Source organism: Mesorhizobium sp. 2RAF45, assembly GCF_052115225.1.
In the GTDB taxonomy this organism is placed as follows: Bacteria; Pseudomonadota; Alphaproteobacteria; order Rhizobiales; family Rhizobiaceae; genus Mesorhizobium; species Mesorhizobium jarvisii.
Genome location: NZ_JBFRGG010000001.1, coordinates 93,740 through 112,435, shown reverse-complemented (window position 1 = coordinate 112,435; position 18,696 = coordinate 93,740). Strand labels below are relative to the sequence as shown.

Genomic DNA, 18,696 nt, shown 5'->3' with positions numbered 1-18,696 from the left:
GGCGACTATCCTGACGGGAAAAATCCCGTCTTTTGCCGCCGCGACCTATTTGAGCAGGTCGACCAGAACGTCGAAAGCGGCGTCGATATCGGCGCGGATCGCCTGGCGGACGGCCTCGGCGTCGCGGTTGCACAGCGCCGCGTACATCGCCTGGTGGTGCTCGTTGGCAGTCGAATAGTTTCCGGAATCATGCAGCATGTTGAAATAGGGGCTGATCTGCAGCCACAGATTCTCGATGATGTTGAGGATATTTTCCGAGCCGGCCGCCCGGTAGATGGAGAAATGGAAGGCATAGTTTGCGCGCAGATAGGATTTGACGTCTCCCGCCGCATTGGCCTGTTCGAGGGCGGCCAAGTGCTGGCCGAGTTGCGCGATGCCCCGATCGTCGATGCGCTCGGCAGCCCAGGCGGCGGCAATCGCCTCGATCTCGAAGCGGACATTCCTGAGATCGACGAGGCGCGCGCGGCTGAGTGCGGGAATGCCGATCGAGCGGCCTGAAACGACCATCAAGGCATTGGCCGCGGTCAGCCGCCGCAACGCCTCCCTGACCGGCATCGGGCTGACTCCGAAAGCGTCGGCGAGGCTCTGCACCGTCACCATTTCGCCGGGCACGATGCTGCCGTCGAGGATCAACTCGGTGACATGGCGATAGACCCTGTCCTGCAGGGTCTCCCTGGACAGGGGCACGATCTCGACACCAGGCTTCCTGAACGCCGCTCCGGCCATTTCCCATCAACCTTTCGGCGCAAAGGCCGCGCCATAACCGTTCCCGGAATGCAGGGTTCCGGCTGCCGCGTCAAGCGTTGGCGACCGTAGCCTTGACGTAAGGATATTTCATCATTGATCTTTGATCAAATCATGATACGGTCTCCGACATCGAATGACGAGGGCTACGGTTCGTGCCCTCGGGAGGCATTCGGTCGTTCGTATCGGGAGGAATTCACATGGGTATCGGATTGAAAGTCCGGCGGCTCGCGCTGCTGGCCGGCATGGCCGTATGCGCCTCTGGGCTGTCGGCTGCTGAAGCCGCCGAAAAGCACAAGATCTTTCTCAGCATGAGCTATATCGGCAATGACTGGCAGGCCGAGGCGGCAAACATGGTCAAGGCCATGGCCGCTCACAAGAGCCTTGCCGACAAGGTCGACCTGCAGGTCCAGGTCGCCGGACCCAACGCACAACGCCAGATCCAGCAGATCAACGCCATGGTGCAGAGCGGTGCCGAGGCGATCGTCGTCTATCCGATCTCGCCGACCGCGCTCAACCAGGTCGTGAAGAATGCCTGCGACAAGGGGGTGAAGGTCTTCGCCTATGACGCCGAGATCACCGAGCCCTGTGCCTACAATGTTCATATCGACCAGTTGGAAGCGGGCAGGGTGACCGCCGAATGGCTGGTGAAGAAGCTCAATGGCAAGGGCAACATCATCGCCATTACGGGTGTTCCCGGAACATCCGTCGACGATCAGCGGACAAAGGCCGCCAAGGAGGTCTTTGCCAAGTACCCCGATATCAAGATTGTCGGCGAGGCTGTCGGCATGTGGAGCCAGGCGGTTGCCCGCACCGAGCTCTCCAAGATCCTCGCCACGCGCAGCTGGAACGACATCAACGGGCTGTGGATGCAGGTTGGCTGCTTCACCGCGAACTCCATGCAACTCGAGGCCGGCAAGAAGGCCAGCGAACTCCTGCCTTGCGCCGGTGAGGGCTCCAATGGCGGCCGCATCCAGATGCTGCCTGCGAGCACCGAAGTAGAAGGAGCAGCTCCGCCCTATGCGCCGGCTGGTGCACAACGCATTTCCTATGCCTCACCGCCTTATTCCGGCGCGCTGGCGCTGAAACTCGCCGTCGAGGCGATCGAAGGCAAGGATGTGCCGAAGACCACGATCCTGCCGCTGCCGGTCGTCACCAACGAGACGATCAAGCTGTGCGACGAAGGCACCTGGGCGGAGATGAAGGCCGGCTGCAACGTCTTCAAGCCGTCGCTGGTCTCCAATCCCGGCTGGTTCGCTTCGATCTTTTCGGACCAGACGCCCGAGATCGGCCTCAACGCCGCGCTTGTCGGGCAGCCGGAGAACTGAGCCTCCCAAGGCAATCGCGACGATGCACGGAACCTTCTCCGCGCATCGTCGATCCGCGCCAATGCGCGACGTCCAAAAGTGCGCAGCCTGCGATCGAGGATATGACAGAACATTCCGCGCTCCCCGCCATCGAGATCGACGGCATCGGCAAGGCCTTCGGCCCGACCATTGCGCTAGACGGCGTGTCGTTCCGCATCGCGCCCGGCAGCGTCCACGCGCTGCTGGGTGAGAATGGCGCCGGCAAGTCGACGCTGGTCAAACTGCTGTCGGGACTGGTGCGGCCGAGTGCGGGTCATATCAGGGTCTTCGGCAAGGAGATCGGCTACGGCGCGCCGCGCGCGGCACATACGCTCGGCGTGCAGACGGCGTTCCAGGAGATGACCCTGGTGCGCGATCTTTCCGTCCTCGACAACATGCTTTTGCCCTACGCACCCGTTGGCATCTCCGGGCTGATCAGACGCGGCGCCGCGCGCAAGGCCGTCCGTCGCCACATCGACGAACTCGGTTTTTCCGTCGATCTCGATGCCGAGGTCGGCGAGCTCGAGCTTTCGGTGTGCCAGAAGATCGAGATCGCGCGGGCCGTCTACCGCAAGCCGCGCATCCTTTTGCTCGACGAGCCGACCTCGACGCTCGCCGGCCGCGACGTCGACTGGCTGGGCGACATCATCGCCAGGCTGAAGGCGACGGGCACCACCATCGTCTTCATCACCCATCGCATGCGCGAGGTGCGCGCCTTTTGCGACACGCTGACGATCCTGAGGAACGGCCGCCACATCGTCACCGCGCCGGTAGCCGATGTTTCCGACGCCGACGTCATCGAAAAGATCATCGGTCGCTCCATTGAGCAGACCTTTCCGCCAAAGCCGGACGGCGCCCAGGCTTTTGGCCCGCCGGTGCTGGGCGTGCGCGACCTGAAGGTCGGGCGCAAGCTCGACGGCGCGAGCTTCGACCTGCGCAGGGGCGAGATCCTCGGCATTGCCGGACTGCAAGGCATGGGCCAGCAGGATTTGTTCCTGGCCTGCTTCGGCATGGCTGAAATCACCCGGGGCGACGTCCTTGTCGATGGCCGCAAGGTCTGGCTCGGCTCGCCGGCGGATGCCTTGCGGCCCAACATGGCCATTGGCCTGGTGCCGGAAGACCGCAAATCCGAAGGCCTGTTCCTGAAACTGTCGGGCAGCCAGAACGCCACGCTGCCCGTCGTCTCGCGCTTCACGCGCTTCGGCCTTGTCGATGCGGCGGCCGAGATCCGCTCCGTCGAGGCGGCATTTGCCACTGTCGAAGTCGACCGCCGCGCCCTGTGGACGCGGGCCGGGGCGTTTTCGGGCGGCAACCAGCAGAAGATCGCCATCGCCAAATGGCTGGTGGCGCAGAGCCGCATCCTGCTTCTGTTCGATCCCACGCGTGGCATCGATGTCGGCACCAAGCATGAGCTCTATGTGATGATGCGAAACTACGTCGCCGCCGGCGGGTCGATCCTGCTGCACTCGACGGAAATTCCCGAACTGGTCCACCAATGCGACCGGGTCCTGGTTCTCTATGACGGGCGCATCGCGGCCGAGCTCGAAGTTGACGCCATCACCGAGCCTGCCATCATGCGGCCTGCGCTCGGCCATGCCGGGGACGTCGCCGCATGAGCAGCGCAGCAGTCCCATCTCCTGTTTCGGCTGGTTTCGGCCTGCGCCGTGCGCTGATGCGCCATCGCGGCGCGCTGATCGCCGCGGCCGTGCTTGCGACCCTGCTTTTCATCGTCGACTGGATCAGTGCCGGGCCACTGACCTATTTCGACGTGTCGTTCCTGTCGAGCGGCGGCGCGACCTCGGCGCTGGCGGCGGTCGGCCAGACCATCGTCATCTTGTCGGGTGGGTTCGACCTGTCCGCCGGCGCGGTGATCTCGCTGGTCAATGTCGTGCTGGCATCGAGCATGGATCCGATGGCCCCAGGCGCCAGCATCCTGTTGTGGACGGCGGTCGGCATCGGCGTCGGCATGGCGGTGGGCGCCTTCAACGGCTTTTTCATCGCGGTGCTGCGCATGCAACCCATCGTGGTGACGCTGTCCACCATGTTCATCCTGCAAGGCGTGACGCTGCTGGTGATGGACAAGCCCGGCGGCTTCGTGTCGCCCGATCTCGGAACCTTCTATCTGGGCGACGCGATCACCGGCTGGCTGCCAATGCCGCTGGTGGTGATCGGCGTGGTCCTGCTAGCCTGGTTCTGGCTGAAGGGAACCCGTTTCGGCACGGCACTCTATGCCGTCGGCAGCGATCCGGATTCGGCCGCCGCCGTCGGCATCAATGTCGTGCTGGTGCGCTTTGCCGTCTACGTCATCGCCGGCGGCTGCTACGGTCTTGCCGGCGTGTTCATCAGCGCGCAGACCGGCAGCGCCGACCCGCTGGTCGGCAATCCGCTGCTTCTGTCGATGTTCGCGGCTGTCGTCGTCGGCGGCACGCGCCTTGGCGGCGGGCAGGGCGGTCCGGTGGGCACCGTCTTCGGCGCCTATATCCTGATGATGGTGGTGAACATCCTGCTGGTGCTCAACGTATCGGCTTACTATTCGACCATTGCGGAAGGCACCATTCTGGTGCTGGCGGCCCTTGCCGGATCCCTGTCCCACGCATCGGTGCTTGCCGTGCAACTGCGCGCGGCCCGCGCCCGGCTCGCCGCCTGGCGCGCCGGCATATTGCCCTCGCAGCTCGAGCCGATCGACCGACGGCTCAAGCTCACTGGACCTTCGCAAGGCCAGCGCGGTCCAGCATCGCCGCGCCCGGCTTTCCGCCTGCGCAACGCCGAGACGCTGCGCTATGCGCTGCCCGCCTATGTCTGCCTGCTCATCATCGTCATCGTCACCCAGGTCTGGCTCGGCCACGCCATCCTCAACCCGGGGTATTGGAACTCGCTGCTGGTGCTGTCGTCCTTCCTTGCAGTTCTCGCGCTGGGGCAGGGGACGGTCATCCTGACTGGCGGCCTCGATCTTTCCGTGCCGTGGACGATCGGCATTTCCGGCATCATCCTGGCCGGCATGGTCAATGGCTCCGACGCCGCACTCCTTTACGCCCTCCCGGTCGTGCTGGTGATGGCCTGCGCCGTCGGATTCGCCAATGGCTTCGGCATCGCCTATCTCGGCATCTCGCCGGTCGTCATGACGCTGGCCACCAACGGCATCCTGCAGGGCTTCGCGCTTGTCTATTCGCAGGGAACGCCGGCAGGGTTTTCCTCGCCGATGCTGCGCTGGTTCATGACGGCCAGGCTCGGTTTCGTGACGCCTGTCGTGCTGCTGATGGTAGTCTTTGTGGCCGGCGCGGTGCTGCTGCTTGGACGCACGCCGTTCGGGCGTCGGGTCTACGGCATCGGCAATGGGCTGCGCGCGGCGCGCCTGTCCGGCATCGGCGTCGAGCGCACGCTGATCCTGGTCTACATGCTATCGGCCGTTTGCGCCGCTGTTGTCGGCATCATGCTGACCGGCTTTTCCGGCCAGGCAAGCCTCGGCATGGGTGACGACTATCTCTTGCCGTCGATCGCAGTCGTGGTGGTCGGTGGCGCGCTGATCACCGGCGGGCGCGGCCACTATCTCGGCATGCTCGGCGGCGTGCTGCTTCTGACGGCGCTGCAGATGCTGCTGGCCGGCACCACGCTGCCCTACGCCACCAGGGCAATTCTCTACGGGCTGGTCGTTCTCAGCGCCGTCATGGCGCTGCGCGAACGGCGGCTGCAATGAAAAGGACAGGACGATGAGCGCAAAGGCACCCGCATCGGCGGACGAATTTCTGGCCGGGCTGAAAGGGCAGCGCGTGCTGGTGACGGCGGGCGCCGGTGGCATCGGCTTCGCCATCGCCGACACGCTGTCGCGGCTCGGCGCACGCATCGTCGTCTGCGATATCTCCGACGTGGCGCTGGCTGCGGCTCCGGCCAAGATCGACCTGGTCGCGGCGGTCAAGGCCGATGTCTCGCGCGACGAGGACGTCGACCGGCTGTTCGAGACGGTCAAGGAAAAGCTCGGCGGGCTAGACGCGCTGATCAACAATGCCGGCATTGCCGGGCCGACCGGCGGTGTGGACGAGATCGAACCGGATGACTGGCGGCGCTGCATCGACATCTGCCTGACCGGCCAGTTCCTCTGCGCCCGGCGCGCCGTGCCACTGATCAAGGCAGCCGGCGGCGGCTCTATCGTGTCGATGTCGTCGGCGGCCGGCCGCCATGGCTACGCGTTCCGCACGCCCTATTCGGCCGCCAAATTCGGCGTCATCGGTTTCACCCAGAGCCTCGCCAAGGAGCTTGGGCCACACGGCATCAGGGTCAATGCCATCCTGCCCGGCATCATCGAGGGGCCACGCATCGAAGGCGTCATCGCGGCACGCGCCAAGCAGGTCGGCATCAGCCACGAGGAGATGACCGGCCGCTATCTGCAGAACATCTCGTTGCGCCGCATGACCAGCCCGTATGATGTGGCCTCGATGGTGGCATTCCTGCTCTCCGACGCGGGCATCAACATTTCCGGCCAATCGCTTGGCGTCGACGGCAACGTCGAAACACTTTGAGGATCGATCCATGGCCAATGTCGCGATTGTCGGAAGCGGGTTCATCGGGCGCGCCTGGGCGATCAGCTTCGCGCGCGCCGGCCATGATGTGCGCATGTGGGATCAGTCGCCGGCCGCGACGGGCGGTGCACGCGACTACATAGAGGGTGTGCTCGGCGATCTCGCCGCGAATGACCTGTTGCGCGGGCAGGCGGTCGACACCGTGCTTGCCCGCATCGCCATCGTTGCCGAACTGGCGGAGGCGCTGGCCGGCGCAACCCATGTCCAGGAAAACACCCCAGAAAATCTCGATGTGAAGCGGGAGGTGTTCTCACTGATCGATCGGCTTGCCGGGCCGCAAACGATCATCGCCAGTTCCACCTCGGCGCTGTTGCCGTCGAAATTCACCGACCATCTGCAAGGGCGGCACCGCTGCCTGGTCGTGCATCCGATCAACCCGCCCTATCTCATCCCGGCGGCAGAGGTGGTGCCGGCGCCGTGGACTTCCGCCGAGACGCTGGAGAAGACGCGCGCCTTCCTCATCGATGCCGGCCACGCGCCGCTGGTGATGAAGCGCGAGCTCGACGGCTTTATCATGAACCGCCTGCAAGGCGCCTTGCTGGAGGAGGCTTTCCGGCTTGTCGCGGACGGCTACGCCAGTGTCGAGGATGTCGATATCGGTATCCGTGACGGCTTGGCGCTGCGCTGGTCCTTCATGGGGCCGTTCGAGACCATTGACCTCAACGCGCCCGGCGGCGTGCGTGACTATGTCGTTCGGTACCAGGGCATTTATTCCACCATCTTCCCGCAGATGCTGCGCCGCGTCGACTGGGCGGGCGATGTCATGAAAACGGTCGAGGCCGAGCGCAGCAAGCGCCTGCCGAGGGAAAATCTGGGTGACCGGCAGGTCTGGCGGGATCGCCGGTTGATGGCACTGGCGGCACACAAGAAGAAATCGGATCAGGAGTTCGGACAATGAAAGAGACCAGCCGCAAATCAGGCGCATCGGCGGCCAAGGGCAAGGTCATCATCACCTGTGCGGTGACGGGCGCGATCCACACGCCGACCATGTCGCCCTATCTGCCGATCACGCCGGATCAGATCGCCTCCGAGGCGATCGCCGCGGCGGAAGCCGGTGCCGCGATCCTGCATCTGCATGCGCGAGACCCGGAAACCGGCAAGCCCGACCAGACGCCGGAGGCGTTCGCCCGCTTCCTGCCGCGCGTCAAGCAAGGGACCAATGCCGCCATCAACATCACCACAGGCGGTAGCCCCTACATGAAGGTCGAGGAGCGCGTACGCCCGGCCGCCCAGTTCAAGCCGGAAGTGGCCTCGCTCAATATGGGCTCGATCAATTTCGGGCTCTATCACCTCGCCGACAAATACGAGACCTTCAAGTTCGACTGGGAAAAGCCGCATCTGGAGGCGACGCGCGACCTCGTTTTCCGCAACTCGTTCAAGGACATCGAATACATTCTGGCGACTTGCTACGACAATGGCACGCGCTTCGAGTTCGAGTGCTACGACATCGCCCATCTCTACAACCTCGCCCACTTCGCCGACCGCGGGCTGGTGAAGCCGCCATTCTTCGTGCAGTCGGTTTTTGGCCTGCTCGGCGGGATCGGCACCCATCCGGAAGATGTCGCCCATATGAAGCGAACCGCCGACCGGCTGTTCGGCGACCAGTTCCGCTGGTCGGTGCTGGGCGCCGGCGCCAGCCAGCTGCGCATCGCCGCGCAGTCGGCAGCACTCGGCGGCAACATCCGCGTCGGGCTGGAGGACAGCCTGTGGGCCGGCAAGGGCAAGCTCGCCAAGTCGAACGCCGAACAGGTCTTGCTGGCGCGCAAGATCATCGAAGGGCTTGGCATGGAGGTGGCGACGCCTGACGAGGCACGCGAGATCCTGTCCCTGAAGGGCGGCGACAAGGTCGCCTTCTGACGCGGCCAAGCGCTGCACACCGACACACAGGAGGATGGCATGAAGATCGAAGTCGTGGTGGATGTGAAGACGACGTTGGGCGAGGGCCCGCTGTGGGACGTCGAACAGGAGCGCCTTTACTGGATCGACAGTTTCGACGGCCGCGTGTTCCGCGCTACCGCCGATGGGCGCGAGATCCGCTCCTGGGACGTGCCGATGAAGATAGGCTCCATGGCGCTGCGCAAGGACGGTGGCGGCGCGGTCGTCTCGCTGCAGCGCGGCTTCCACCTGCTCGATTTCGCCACCGGCGAGGTGACGCTGATCCATGATCCGGAGCCGGACAGGCCGATGAACCGCCTTAATGACGGCAAAGTCGACCGGCGCGGCCGCTTCTTCGCCGGCTCGATGGATACGATGGAGGAGGGGCCTTCAGGCGGGCTGTACCGGCTGGATCCGGATTTCTCCGTCACCAGGATCGATTCCGGCATCATCTGCTCCAACGGCCCATGCTGGAGCCCGGACGACCGCACCTTCTACTTCGCCGATACCTGGACAGGCGAAATCTGGGCCTACGACTACGACATTGCTACCGGCGCTGCCACCAACCGCCGTACCTTCGTGCGCGTCGACACAAGCAAGGGTGGCGCGGCCGACGGCTCGACCGTCGATGCGCAGGGGTATCTTTGGAATGCCCTGGTCTATGACGGCCGTCTGGTGCGCTACGCGCCGGACGGCACCGTCGATCGCATCATCGACATGCCGGTGAAGAAGATCACCAGCGTGATGTTCGGCGGGCCGAAGCTCGATACGCTCTATGTCACCTCGATGGCCAAGCCGCCGCTGCCGCGCTTTCCCGGCGACGGTGTCCTGCGCGGCAGCCTGTTCGCCATCACCGGCTTGGGCGTGACGGGCGTTCCAGAGCCGCGATTTGGCGGCTGACGGGCTGGGTCGTTCCCCAGGGCCGAAATTGACGGTCGGCATGTTGCCAAGGCCGGTCGGCAGGTCAATGTCGCTACGCGCGACAATCTGCATTTCGTGTCTGACAGGACCGAGGGTGCGAGTTTTTTCTCTATGCTCAAGAAATAGCAAGGCCGCCGGGCGGAGCTCGGCGGCCTTGGCTAATGTCGTTCTGGTCGATGCCTAAGGCGTCGTCTGCGCTTCGATCTTGGTGGCCATCTGGTCGATCTTGTCAGCAAGGACGCCTTGGGCCCAGGCCGTGACCTCGTCATCGACGGGCTTGTTGGCCATGTCCGTCAGCGCTGCATCGAGCGATGCCTGGTCGGTGCCGACAGTCGCCGTAGCCGCCGCCGCCTCTGCATCGTCGGCCGCTGCGTTGTCGGCGTCGACAACGGCCTTCTGGGCGGTGATCTGATCTTTCACAGCCTGGATCTGCGCAGCCGTGGCGTTCGGATCAGTCTGCAGCGCGGTCAGCTGCGCATTCAGCTTATCCAGTTGGGCCTGCGCGGCGGCGGCCGTGGCGGCTGCCGCTTCAGCCGCGGCCTGGGCAACCTTGGCTTTCGCGGACTGTGTTACGAAGGCCTGGATGGCAGCGAACTTCTTGCTCTTGGAATTCATATAGGCGTTGATGTTGCGCTGCAGCGAATTCAGCCGGCCGAGTTTGGCATGGATGTTTTTCTCCTTCGGCACGGATGCGACCTGGGTGGTCGTGTCGACTGTGGTGTCGGTCGTTGCGTCAGCGTCTACCTTGCCAACACGTCCTGGGGCCGACGCAGACTTGCCACGCGAGGCACCGCTGTTGCCTTTGCCATTGCCATTGCCGCCAGCATTGCCGCCGCCATTGCCATGGCCGCCACCATTGCCGCCACCGTGCCCGTTGCCGCCGGCCCCGGCCAGCGCCGGCGACGCCAGAAGCGCCAATGCGGCAAGCGCCGCGAACAGAGTTTTTCGGTTTGTCATGGTGTCTCCTCGGGGAATCGCCACCTCCGCCCAACCGCGCTAGATCAGCGTAATATGAGAATCCACTAATCGTACGGAGTAAACTTTAGACAAATGCGGTCGCACTGCTCGAGTCCGGCAATGGCCTGTGGATTAACTTGTTGATATTTCATGCAAATAGATGCCGCGAGGTCGCTGTGCTACTGAAGTCCCATACCAGCTAGGACCATGGTCCTGGCTGTTAGCCAATGTCGCCGAGCGGTCAGTCGGAAACGCGTTGGAATACAGGAAGTCGATGACGAAGGCCTGGCCGAATGCGTCACGCGGGGACGCCATGGCTTGCTCTCTGCGAAGGCGACGTGGTCGCCATATTGGTCGCCGCCCTAAATCAGCAGCAGGCCCTTCATGCTGGCGTATCCTTTACGCCCGATGATGATGTGGTCGTGCACGCCGATGCCCAGCCGTTTGCCCGCTTCGACGATCTCTTTCGTCATCTCGATATCGGCGCGCGATGGGGTCGGATCGCCCGACGGGTGGTTGTGCACTAGGATGATCGCGGTGGCCGACAGTTCGAGCGCGCGCTTGACCACTTCCCTGGGATAGACGGGCGTGTGGTCGACTGTGCCGGTCTGCTGCACCTCGTCGGCGATCAATGCGTTCTTCTTGTCGAGGAATAGGATACGGAACTGCTCGCGCGCCTCGAAGGCCATGGCCGAGCGGCAATAGGCGAGAAGCTGCGTCCAGGACGAAAGGACTTCGCGGCCATGCACTTCGCCATGCGCCATGCGTTGCGCCGTCGCAGCGACAACCTTCAGGTCGAACGCCACCGCCGGGCCGATGCCCTTGACCTCCTGAAGCAGGTTGACGGGCGCGCCAAGCACTTCGGCCAGCGTGCCGAAGCGCGCCAGCAATGCCTTGGCGGCCGGTTTGGTGTCGGCGCGCGGGATCAGCCGGAAGAGCAAGAGCTCCAGAAGTTCATAATCGGGCAAGGCGTCTGGACCCGCCGAGGCAAAGCGCTCGCGCAAACGGTCGCGGTGGCCAAGATATCCAGGCTTTTCAGCTGGAGCGGGCTTCGCCGTCGCGGCGGGCCGAACCGGCACTTCGCAGAAGAAACTCCGCTCGTCGTCGTCGCTGGCCTTCCCCATCAGCCCCCGCATCCAGCCAATCAGTCGGGCAAGGCGGCCGCCCGACGTATTAAAATATCAGGCCGGCAGGCCGGGCCGGTCGAGGTTGTTGGGCGAGAGCGTGAAAATCTCGCAGCCCGTGTCGGTCACGCCGATCGTGTGCTCATACTGTGCCGACAGCGAACGGTCCCGCGTCACCGCCGTCCAGCCATCCGACAGCACCTTCACATGCGGCCGGCCGAGATTGATCATTGGCTCGATGGTGAAGATCATGCCGGGCCGCATCTCGACGCCTTCATTGGCGCTGCCATAGTGCAGGATGTTGGGGGCGTCGTGGAAGAGCTGGCCGACGCCATGGCCGCAGAAGTCTCGCACCACCGAGCAGCGCTCCGCCTCGGCAAAAGTCTGGATGGCGGCGCCGATGGCGCCGGTGCGGGCACCCGGCCTGACGGCGGCGATCCCGCGCATCAGGCATTCATGGGTGACCTCGAGCAGGCGTTCGGCCGCGCGCTTGATGGTGCCGACCGGATACATGCGCGAGGAATCACCATGCCAGCCATCGAGAATGTAGGTGACGTCGATGTTGACGATGTCGCCATCCTTCAGCGGCTTGTTGTCGGGAATGCCGTGACAGACGACGTGGTTGATCGAGGTGCAGGACGATTTCGTGTAGCCGCGATAGTTGAGCGTCGCCGGCAGCGCGCCGTGATCCATGCCGAACTCGAAGACGAAACGGTCGATGGCGTCCGTGGTGACGCCGGGCGCGACCATCGGCACCAGCGCGTCCAGGCAACGGGCGGTGAGGTCACATGCCTTGCGCATGCCGGCAAAACCCTCCTCGCCATAGAGGCGGATCTGGCCGGTGTTTCTGAGAGGGGCCGTGGCGGCGTCGAGATAGGTGACCATTTTGTCCGTATAGAAAGGTGGGCGCTGCAGGAGTGCTGGCGTGAATATCCCGCCAGATTTGGCACTTGAGGGCAAAAGGTTCAAGGAAGAACTGGCTGATGCGGCCTTGGCCGGCGGGATATTCGTCTCGTTGGTGCAATTTCTATCGGTTTTGCACGGTTGCTTTCCTTTCCGGCCATCCTGCGCTAGGGCGGATATATGTTTTGGAGATCGCGACCATTACCCAAGCGTGCCAGATCGCTTGAAGCCTCGCTGACGGCAGCCTGGTCATGTCTGATGGGCTTGGTGCTGCTGACGATGCTGTGCCTCGGCAGGCCCGATGTTCCCACTTTCGCGGACCCGGCCCAGACCGGCGCCAGCGTTGGCCTGGAACGGTCGGGCGAGGTCGCGGCGCTGCTGCGTGTCACCAACAAGGCGCAGGCGCTGGAGGTTCGCACAGCCCGGCCGGTGCTGGCCAAGTTCGCCGGCTTCCATCCGACCTTGCCGGCTCCGCAAGCTGTTTTCCTTTATTTGGACCGGATTTCCCCGGCCGCACCCGTTGCCGGATCCGGCATGGTGTCCGCGCTCTGCGCGAGCACCAATCAGCCGCGTGCGCCGCCCTCCACGCAGGCTTGAGCGGTCCAGGACCGCACGTTCATCCCATTCCAAGCCATTCGCGTCGCGACCCGTGCGGCGGCCTTCAGCCGCGCATGGGTGGCGTGCCGCGCCATTTCCGGATCATTGCAATGCAACAACGTATCAAGACATTCAAAAGCCTGACACGTGCGGCCTCGGCTGCTTCCTTTCTGTCCGTTCAGGCCTTCATTTGTATCGGAACCGTCTATTGGGCGGTCGCCGAGACGCTCTATCTGTCAGGAACCGGGGCGCTCATCCTTGGTGCCCTGTTCGCCTTGCCGTCGGCCTATGTTCTCTTGACGGTGGTGCGCATGGCTTTCGATGCAGAGACCGACCCGGCCAATCAATAGCGGCGCCGTCGAGTGGAAAGTTCTGCCGGACCGTCTGGTGCCCGGCAGGACTTTCCTCGGCCTGTCTGCAAGCAAAAAACGGCCGTTTCCGCAGTCACGACACATTTGCGTGGCACTGAGCGGCCAAAGCAACTTTTGACGACGAACGGCGTTGCCTGGGCGACGCCAGTTCGGGAGATTGCGGATGGATAGATTGCAATTCGAGGTGCCGGTGCGCATTGCGCAAGGCCCCGGCTTGCCCGTCGAGGAGATTTACAGCGTCGAGCAGGCGCTGGATTTCCTCCAGGACTGGCCGGCGCGCCGGCAGGGACCGATGTATCAGAAAGCCTTCAATGCCTGCTTCGGCGCCACGGTGGACGTGGTCAAGACCGAGGATGCCTGCCGGGCGTTCATGGCGTTCTGCCGTGTCACCGGACTGATGGCCAGCGACATGATGGCGCCGCGCAAGCGTGGCGGCGAGGCAAGTCTGCTGCGGGCCTGAGGGGTGCTTCGCCTGTTCCGATCGACCAACTCCGTTTTCTCGACCAAGTTGGCTTGAGTGTGCGTGGTGATCTCGTGCCTGGATCATCATCTGCATTTCCTCGCACGGTGATGCATCGACAGCGGCGTTAAGCTTCCGTTTCCACCTTGGCGGCTACGCCATTGCTTGTTCAGCAATGGTTGATTCGTTGCGTCAGTTCAGGTTTGGAAGATGTCCCCAGAAAAAGTCCGTGCATTCCCGATCGACCGTCAGCTGTTCTTGATCAGGGAAGTTGCAGCCAAGCTAGACAATCTGCATGGCGAGCCTGCAGCCTCGTTCTGGAGGGCTAAAGCAGCCGAGTTGCTCGACCTGGTTGTCGGGTCGGGCAGGGACAGAGCAACCGCCAGTGATGAAGTGCGGAGGTTTTTCCTGGCCGTACAGAGAGAGCTTTCGGCTGGACTAGCGACTGAGTCGGCTCCAGTTCTTTCCGCCTAAAAGAAGATATTTCCTTCCAGGCAGCACCTGCCTACGCCTTCGTTGTCCAGGGGCCAGGGGTGGCTGAGGGCGCGGTCACCGTCAACGGGCGGAGATGGTGTTCGATGAGGCTGACATCGAAGCGACATTTGCGTGACCTCGATACATCAAAGTTAAATGCGGAGGATTCGCTTCGTTGCTAATAATAAGGTGGCGGGGGCTGCTCGGGAGGAGCGCCCATGGAAATACGAGACCTCGTTGCCAAGATTTCAGCCGGGCTGCTGAAGCGCCGTGGCAATGCACTATCGCTATCCATCAAGCCGATTCGCGCATCCTTGGCGGATATTCCCCTTAAATCGCGGCAAAAGCCCGCGCATCGCCCACCGCCTCCGATTCGTCCTGCCAGCAACATGTAGTTCGAAGGCTTTTGCCCAGGCGGAAGGTGCCGCACGGTGCTGACGTTCCAGCGCCGCGTGAGTTTCTTGCATATCGCGACCTCTGCGTGCACCGATCAGCCGACGGCCCACTGTCTGAAGTCAATCGAAGCCCTCATCAAAAATGAACCGAACTTTTTAGCCGTTCCTTCATATATGCATGTTTTCTAATTTAAGTTATGACTTTCAATTGCTTCGCCCGAATTCGGATCATGGCGACCGGTATAGGCCGGAGCCCACGGGCGAATGTTGCCACCATCTTCGCCCTCACCCTGCCGATCGTCGTCGGCGCGGCCGGCTTTGGCGTGGAGACCTCCTACTGGTACTACAACAGCCTGAGACTACAGGCGACGGCCGATGCCGCGGCCTATGCCGGCGCGCTTGAACAGATCTCGGGTTCCGACAAGCCGACGATCATCGCGGCCGCGACGCAATCGGCAGCGACAAACGGGCTGGGCTCGGGCACGGTCGTGGTCAATACGCCGCCGGCGTCCGGGCCGAATACGGCGAAGAAGGCGGTCGAGGTCATCGTCGCTCAGAACCTCAACCGGATGTTCACCTCGATCTTCACACAAGGTCAGGTGCCCGAGCAGGCGAGGGCGGTGGCCCTCATCACCGACGCCTCGAAGTCCTGCATGACCGCGCTCGATGCGACCGCCTCGCAGGCTGTGCTGTTTTCCGGCAATACCAGCGTGAAGGTCACCGGCTGCGTAGTGATGTCCAACTCGAACGCTTCGGACGCCATCAAGCTCCAGGGCTCGGCAGCACTGCAGGTCGATTGCCTGATATCGGCGGGCGGCGTTTCTCTCAGCAATCCGGTTACGACCGTCTGCCCGGCCCCGATCACCCAGGCGCTGCCTGTCGCCGATCCATTCGCCGACCTGCCGACCCCGGCCGCCTCAAACCCTTGCCAGAATGCCAACAAGTCGACATTGAAGCCCGGCACCTACTGCAGCGGACTCAGCCTTAGCGGTAGCGTTACCCTCCAGCCGGGCGTCTATGTCGTTCAGGGCAATCTCAAGATAAACGCCAACGCTTCCGTCACCGGCAGCGGGGTGACTATCTTCATGTCAGGCAGCTCGACGGTCAGCATGAATGGCAACGCCTCCGTGCAGCTCAGTGCGCCGACTTCGGGCGCCTATTCAGGCGTTCTGTTTTATGGCGACAGGGCCGGCAGCAGTGCATCCAGCACGTTCAACGGTACAGCCGACTCGCTGCTGACTGGGGCCATCTACTTCCCAAGACAGCAGATCAGCTATCTCGGCAATTTCTCGGGCAACGGCGGCTGCACCCAAGTCGTTGCCGATACGATACAATGGTCAGGCAGTTCAACCATCAATCAGGATTGCACCAGCCTCGGAATGCGCGACATTCCGGCCGCGCAGTCCGTGGCACTGGTCGAGTAGCCTCCCGTGGAACGCCGATCAAAGCCGATCCTTGGCGACCGTTCTGGCGTTGCCGCGGTCGAGTTCGCCATGGTCCTGCCCTTCCTGTGCGCGGCGCTGCTCGGTATCATCGACGGCTGGTCCTATGTGACGAGCTCGCTGTCGATGCGTGCCGGCGTCAAGACCGCCGCGAACCTGATCATGGAAGGGTCGACGAATGATACGGCGACGCAAGCCGTTGCCATTTCGAGCTGGGAGAAACGGCCGGCGGACGGCCAGGTCACGCTAAGCCGGATCTATATGTGCGGGACGACCGTGGTCGACGCCTCCACGCTGTGCAGCGGACCAAAGGTGCCGTCGGTCTATGTTCAGATCCAGGCATCGGCCACCTGGACGCCGCCCTTCACCTTCGGCGTCTTTTCCGCTTCCAGCGTCATCGGCCATCTGGAGGTGATCCGTGTTCGCTAGGGCGTCTCACCGCTTCGCGGAAATGGCGAAACGCCCTAGCTCTTTGTTTTGTCGCGATTCCTTGGGGACAGCGCTGCGCGCTTTTCCCGGGACAACCGGCTCACACTTTTCCTGGAATTGCGCCAGGCAAAGCGCCTTCCGGCGAGATCGATCAGGCGGATCCGGGTTGGAGTTCGCGCTGATCGCACCGTTCCTCATCATATTGCTGTTCGGGATCTTCGCCCTGGGCTGGTCGATGCATTCGGTGTCCAGCGTTCGCTATACGCTGGAGACATCATCGCGCTCGCTGCAGCTTCAGAACACGCTGACCCAGGCCGACATCCAATCGATCGCCACGCAGAAATTGCAGGCCTTGGGTTTGAAGGATGTGAACGTGACGATCGCCATCGACCCGGCAAGCGGCGGTTTCCGCATGGCGCATCTGACCGCCACCTATGCCTTCGTCGTCGATTTTCCTTACCTCGACACCTTTCCGATCAACTACGCCACCACTGTTACCGTGCCGCTGGTCGGCGGTTAGTCAATACGGCGCTGACGCGAGCTTCCGCGTTTCAGCCGGCATGGTCCAGCAGTCTTATGGTGGTGTCACGGCGATGTTCGGAATTGGCGCGATCGATGCCTTCCACGGTGATCGCGAAGGTTCCGTTCTCGATCCTTCCAATCCAGCCCTTGGCTTTCAGGTACCAGAGATGAAACTCAAGATGTTCTCGTGGACAGCCTGACAAACGTTCGATTTCTGTATCGCCAATGCCGGGATTGTTTACGTCTTGTCGGCGTTTGACGTAGAGCAGGGAGAGCAATTTTGCCTGAATGGCCACATCACGTTCGATGGTTGTGTTGTTGCTGGCTTCCCCAATCAACTCCGTTCGCAGATTCAAATGGTCCTTGTGCTGAATGTCATACCGCGCGCGCTTGACAGGGTCTTTGAGAACATTGTGGGCTTCCAGGATTTCGCTGAACCGTGATTCATCGCCGGTGTCCTGATTGTCAGGATGGTAGCGCATGGCAAAATAGCGGAATACCCGTTCTATCGTTTCCGAGTTGGCGTTCGGGCTGATTTCCAGGAGTTCGTAGTAGTCAACGAACAAGATGGCGCCCCCACAACATCGCTATTGCGCACACCGTCGAGAGCATGACCGCTGAAGCCAAGAAACAACGGTCCTCAACTTGCGGCTTCGATTGGCGCGAACTGAAGCCGATCGAGAGAATCCGCGCGTGACATTGCAATCAGCCGCGCAACGTCGAAGGCGGCCAGAATGATGAAAACAGCCGTGAGGTTAAGGAAGGCGGGTGATGCAAAAATGCTCCCGCTCGGATCATAGCTGCTCAGTTCCATGGCGCTCTACCCCTTCAGCGACCCGATGGTTTGAATAATGATCCGGCTTTATGAGGAACACAAGCGCATGCTAATAAGATGGTTGATGCGGTTACTCTGGGACTCAGCAAGGGCGCCTCGAGCGTGAGCGGGAGCAGGAGGCGGCAGTGCTGCGCTACCGCCTCGCCGCGGAGGAGCGCGCATTGACCACTCTGGCGCGCAGCGGGAGGCGTCCGAGCGGGCCGGACGATGCGGCCGCGTAACTTGCGGCGACCGGTCCTTCTTCTGTCCCGTAATGGATCAATTTGTCGCTGGCACAACAATTGCATTGTTAGCATAGCCGGCTGTTGGGACCGGCAATTGGGGCGAGGTTGGGGCAGGCCTCGCCGCTTCGCAAATGGAGCGGCGAGGTTTCTGCGTTCAAGCAGATTGCAGGTGCAACCGGAGACACAGCGACTGGCCATAGGCGGGCGCCAGGACGCGCGGGAAGCCTCTGCCGCGTAGGACAGCGCCAGCGGGAAACGCGCGCTCGTGACGCCAAATAGGCGGCTTAACGCCTCACCTAAGGATAAAGTACAGCGGAACGAGTATCGAGAATGCCGCGACAGCGGTCAGAAAAATGTCTGTAGTCATGAGCCCCCGCTCGGAATTTCATGACCATCTCACATTCAATTAGCTAAAATGCAAATGAACTCGCGGCCGGCCATTCGAATCTTGCGCGCTCGATCCTGTCGAGGAACATAATCTATCGTTGCGGCGACCCCTCAAA

General features: G+C 62.6%; 20 protein-coding genes. 14 read left to right on the top strand and 6 right to left on the bottom strand.

Annotated features, from left to right (window positions below; translation table 11 throughout):
- Nucleotides 1–45: 45 nt before the first annotated feature.
- Nucleotides 46–726, bottom strand: coding sequence for a GntR family transcriptional regulator (locus AB4Z43_RS00525; protein WP_019858525.1), 681 nt, complete (start codon nucleotides 724–726; stop codon nucleotides 46–48).
- A gap of 218 nt (nucleotides 727–944) precedes the next feature.
- On the opposite strand from AB4Z43_RS00525, the gene AB4Z43_RS00520 reads away from it, so the two are divergent.
- From AB4Z43_RS00520 to AB4Z43_RS00490, 7 genes are all read left to right on the top strand, one after another.
- The gene (locus AB4Z43_RS00520) at nucleotides 945–2,072 is read left to right on the top strand and encodes a sugar ABC transporter substrate-binding protein (RefSeq protein WP_038647209.1); all 1,128 of its coding nucleotides are present in this window, start codon (nucleotides 945–947) and stop codon (nucleotides 2,070–2,072) included.
- A gap of 101 nt (nucleotides 2,073–2,173) precedes the next feature.
- Nucleotides 2,174–3,706: a sugar ABC transporter ATP-binding protein gene (locus AB4Z43_RS00515; protein ID WP_441935329.1), complete on the top strand. Its 1,533-nt coding sequence runs from the start codon at nucleotides 2,174–2,176 to the stop codon at nucleotides 3,704–3,706.
- A complete protein-coding gene (locus AB4Z43_RS00510; RefSeq protein WP_441935328.1) occupies nucleotides 3,703–5,784 on the top strand; it encodes an ABC transporter permease in 2,082 nt (693 codons plus the stop codon). Before AB4Z43_RS00515 ends, AB4Z43_RS00510 begins: the two co-directional genes overlap by 4 nt.
- 13 nt (nucleotides 5,785–5,797) lie before the next feature.
- Entirely contained in the window at nucleotides 5,798–6,604 is an 807-nt protein-coding gene (locus AB4Z43_RS00505) for an SDR family oxidoreductase (protein ID WP_019858521.1), read from the top strand.
- A 10-nt stretch (nucleotides 6,605–6,614) separates the two neighbouring features.
- Entirely contained in the window at nucleotides 6,615–7,562 is a 948-nt protein-coding gene (locus tag AB4Z43_RS00500; protein WP_441935327.1) for a 3-hydroxyacyl-CoA dehydrogenase, read from the top strand.
- Nucleotides 7,559–8,521 carry a 3-keto-5-aminohexanoate cleavage protein gene (locus tag AB4Z43_RS00495; RefSeq protein ID WP_019858519.1) on the top strand — a complete coding sequence of 321 codons (963 nt, stop codon included), beginning with the start codon at nucleotides 7,559–7,561 and terminating at the stop codon, nucleotides 8,519–8,521. Before AB4Z43_RS00500 ends, AB4Z43_RS00495 begins: the two co-directional genes overlap by 4 nt.
- A 39-nt stretch (nucleotides 8,522–8,560) precedes the next feature.
- Nucleotides 8,561–9,439 (top strand): SMP-30/gluconolactonase/LRE family protein, encoded by an 879-nt coding sequence (locus AB4Z43_RS00490; protein ID WP_019858518.1) that lies wholly within the window; start codon nucleotides 8,561–8,563, stop codon nucleotides 9,437–9,439.
- Between the two features lie 201 nt (nucleotides 9,440–9,640).
- Here the strand turns inward: AB4Z43_RS00490 and AB4Z43_RS00485 are convergent, their stop codons facing one another.
- The 3 genes from AB4Z43_RS00485 to map all read right to left on the bottom strand — a co-directional run bounded on the left by AB4Z43_RS00485 (nucleotide 9,641) and on the right by map (nucleotide 12,426).
- On the bottom strand, nucleotides 9,641–10,417 hold the full coding sequence (locus AB4Z43_RS00485; protein ID WP_019858517.1) for a hypothetical protein: 777 nt from the start codon (nucleotides 10,415–10,417) through the stop codon (nucleotides 9,641–9,643).
- Between the two features lie 362 nt (nucleotides 10,418–10,779).
- Nucleotides 10,780–11,541, bottom strand: a complete 762-nt coding sequence (gene radC, locus AB4Z43_RS00480) for a RadC family protein (protein ID WP_441935326.1) — start codon at nucleotides 11,539–11,541, stop codon at nucleotides 10,780–10,782.
- Between the two features lie 57 nt (nucleotides 11,542–11,598).
- A complete protein-coding gene (map, locus tag AB4Z43_RS00475) occupies nucleotides 11,599–12,426 on the bottom strand; it encodes a type I methionyl aminopeptidase (RefSeq protein ID WP_019858485.1) in 828 nt (275 codons plus the stop codon).
- Nucleotides 12,427–12,702: 276 nt separating this feature from the next.
- Here map and AB4Z43_RS00470 point away from each other — a divergent pair, with 276 nt between their 5' ends.
- From AB4Z43_RS00470 to AB4Z43_RS00440, 7 genes are all read left to right on the top strand, one after another.
- Nucleotides 12,703–13,041, top strand: coding sequence for a hypothetical protein (locus AB4Z43_RS00470; protein ID WP_038647197.1), 339 nt, complete (start codon nucleotides 12,703–12,705; stop codon nucleotides 13,039–13,041).
- 74 nt (nucleotides 13,042–13,115) lie between these two features.
- Nucleotides 13,116–13,391, top strand: a complete 276-nt coding sequence (locus AB4Z43_RS00465; protein ID WP_441935325.1) for a hypothetical protein — start codon at nucleotides 13,116–13,118, stop codon at nucleotides 13,389–13,391.
- 184 nt (nucleotides 13,392–13,575) lie between these two features.
- Nucleotides 13,576–13,872, top strand: a complete 297-nt coding sequence (locus tag AB4Z43_RS00460; RefSeq protein WP_441935324.1) for a DUF982 domain-containing protein — start codon at nucleotides 13,576–13,578, stop codon at nucleotides 13,870–13,872.
- A gap of 210 nt (nucleotides 13,873–14,082) precedes the next feature.
- A complete protein-coding gene (locus AB4Z43_RS00455) occupies nucleotides 14,083–14,346 on the top strand; it encodes a DUF6074 family protein (protein ID WP_038647194.1) in 264 nt (87 codons plus the stop codon).
- A gap of 592 nt (nucleotides 14,347–14,938) precedes the next feature.
- A complete protein-coding gene (locus AB4Z43_RS00450) occupies nucleotides 14,939–16,165 on the top strand; it encodes a pilus assembly protein TadG-related protein (RefSeq protein ID WP_441935323.1) in 1,227 nt (408 codons plus the stop codon).
- 6 nt (nucleotides 16,166–16,171) lie between these two features.
- A complete protein-coding gene (locus AB4Z43_RS00445) occupies nucleotides 16,172–16,612 on the top strand; it encodes a TadE/TadG family type IV pilus assembly protein (RefSeq protein WP_038647190.1) in 441 nt (146 codons plus the stop codon).
- A 166-nt stretch (nucleotides 16,613–16,778) separates the two neighbouring features.
- Entirely contained in the window at nucleotides 16,779–17,132 is a 354-nt protein-coding gene (locus AB4Z43_RS00440) for a TadE family protein (protein WP_223217723.1), read from the top strand.
- Nucleotides 17,133–17,163: 31 nt separating this feature from the next.
- Here the strand turns inward: AB4Z43_RS00440 and AB4Z43_RS00435 are convergent, their stop codons facing one another.
- The gene (locus tag AB4Z43_RS00435) at nucleotides 17,164–17,700 is read right to left on the bottom strand and encodes a DnaJ domain-containing protein (protein WP_019858477.1); all 537 of its coding nucleotides are present in this window, start codon (nucleotides 17,698–17,700) and stop codon (nucleotides 17,164–17,166) included.
- 74 nt (nucleotides 17,701–17,774) lie between these two features.
- Nucleotides 17,775–17,948 carry a hypothetical protein gene (locus tag AB4Z43_RS00430; RefSeq protein ID WP_019858475.1) on the bottom strand — a complete coding sequence of 58 codons (174 nt, stop codon included), beginning with the start codon at nucleotides 17,946–17,948 and terminating at the stop codon, nucleotides 17,775–17,777.
- Between the last annotated feature and the right edge of the window lie 748 nt (nucleotides 17,949–18,696).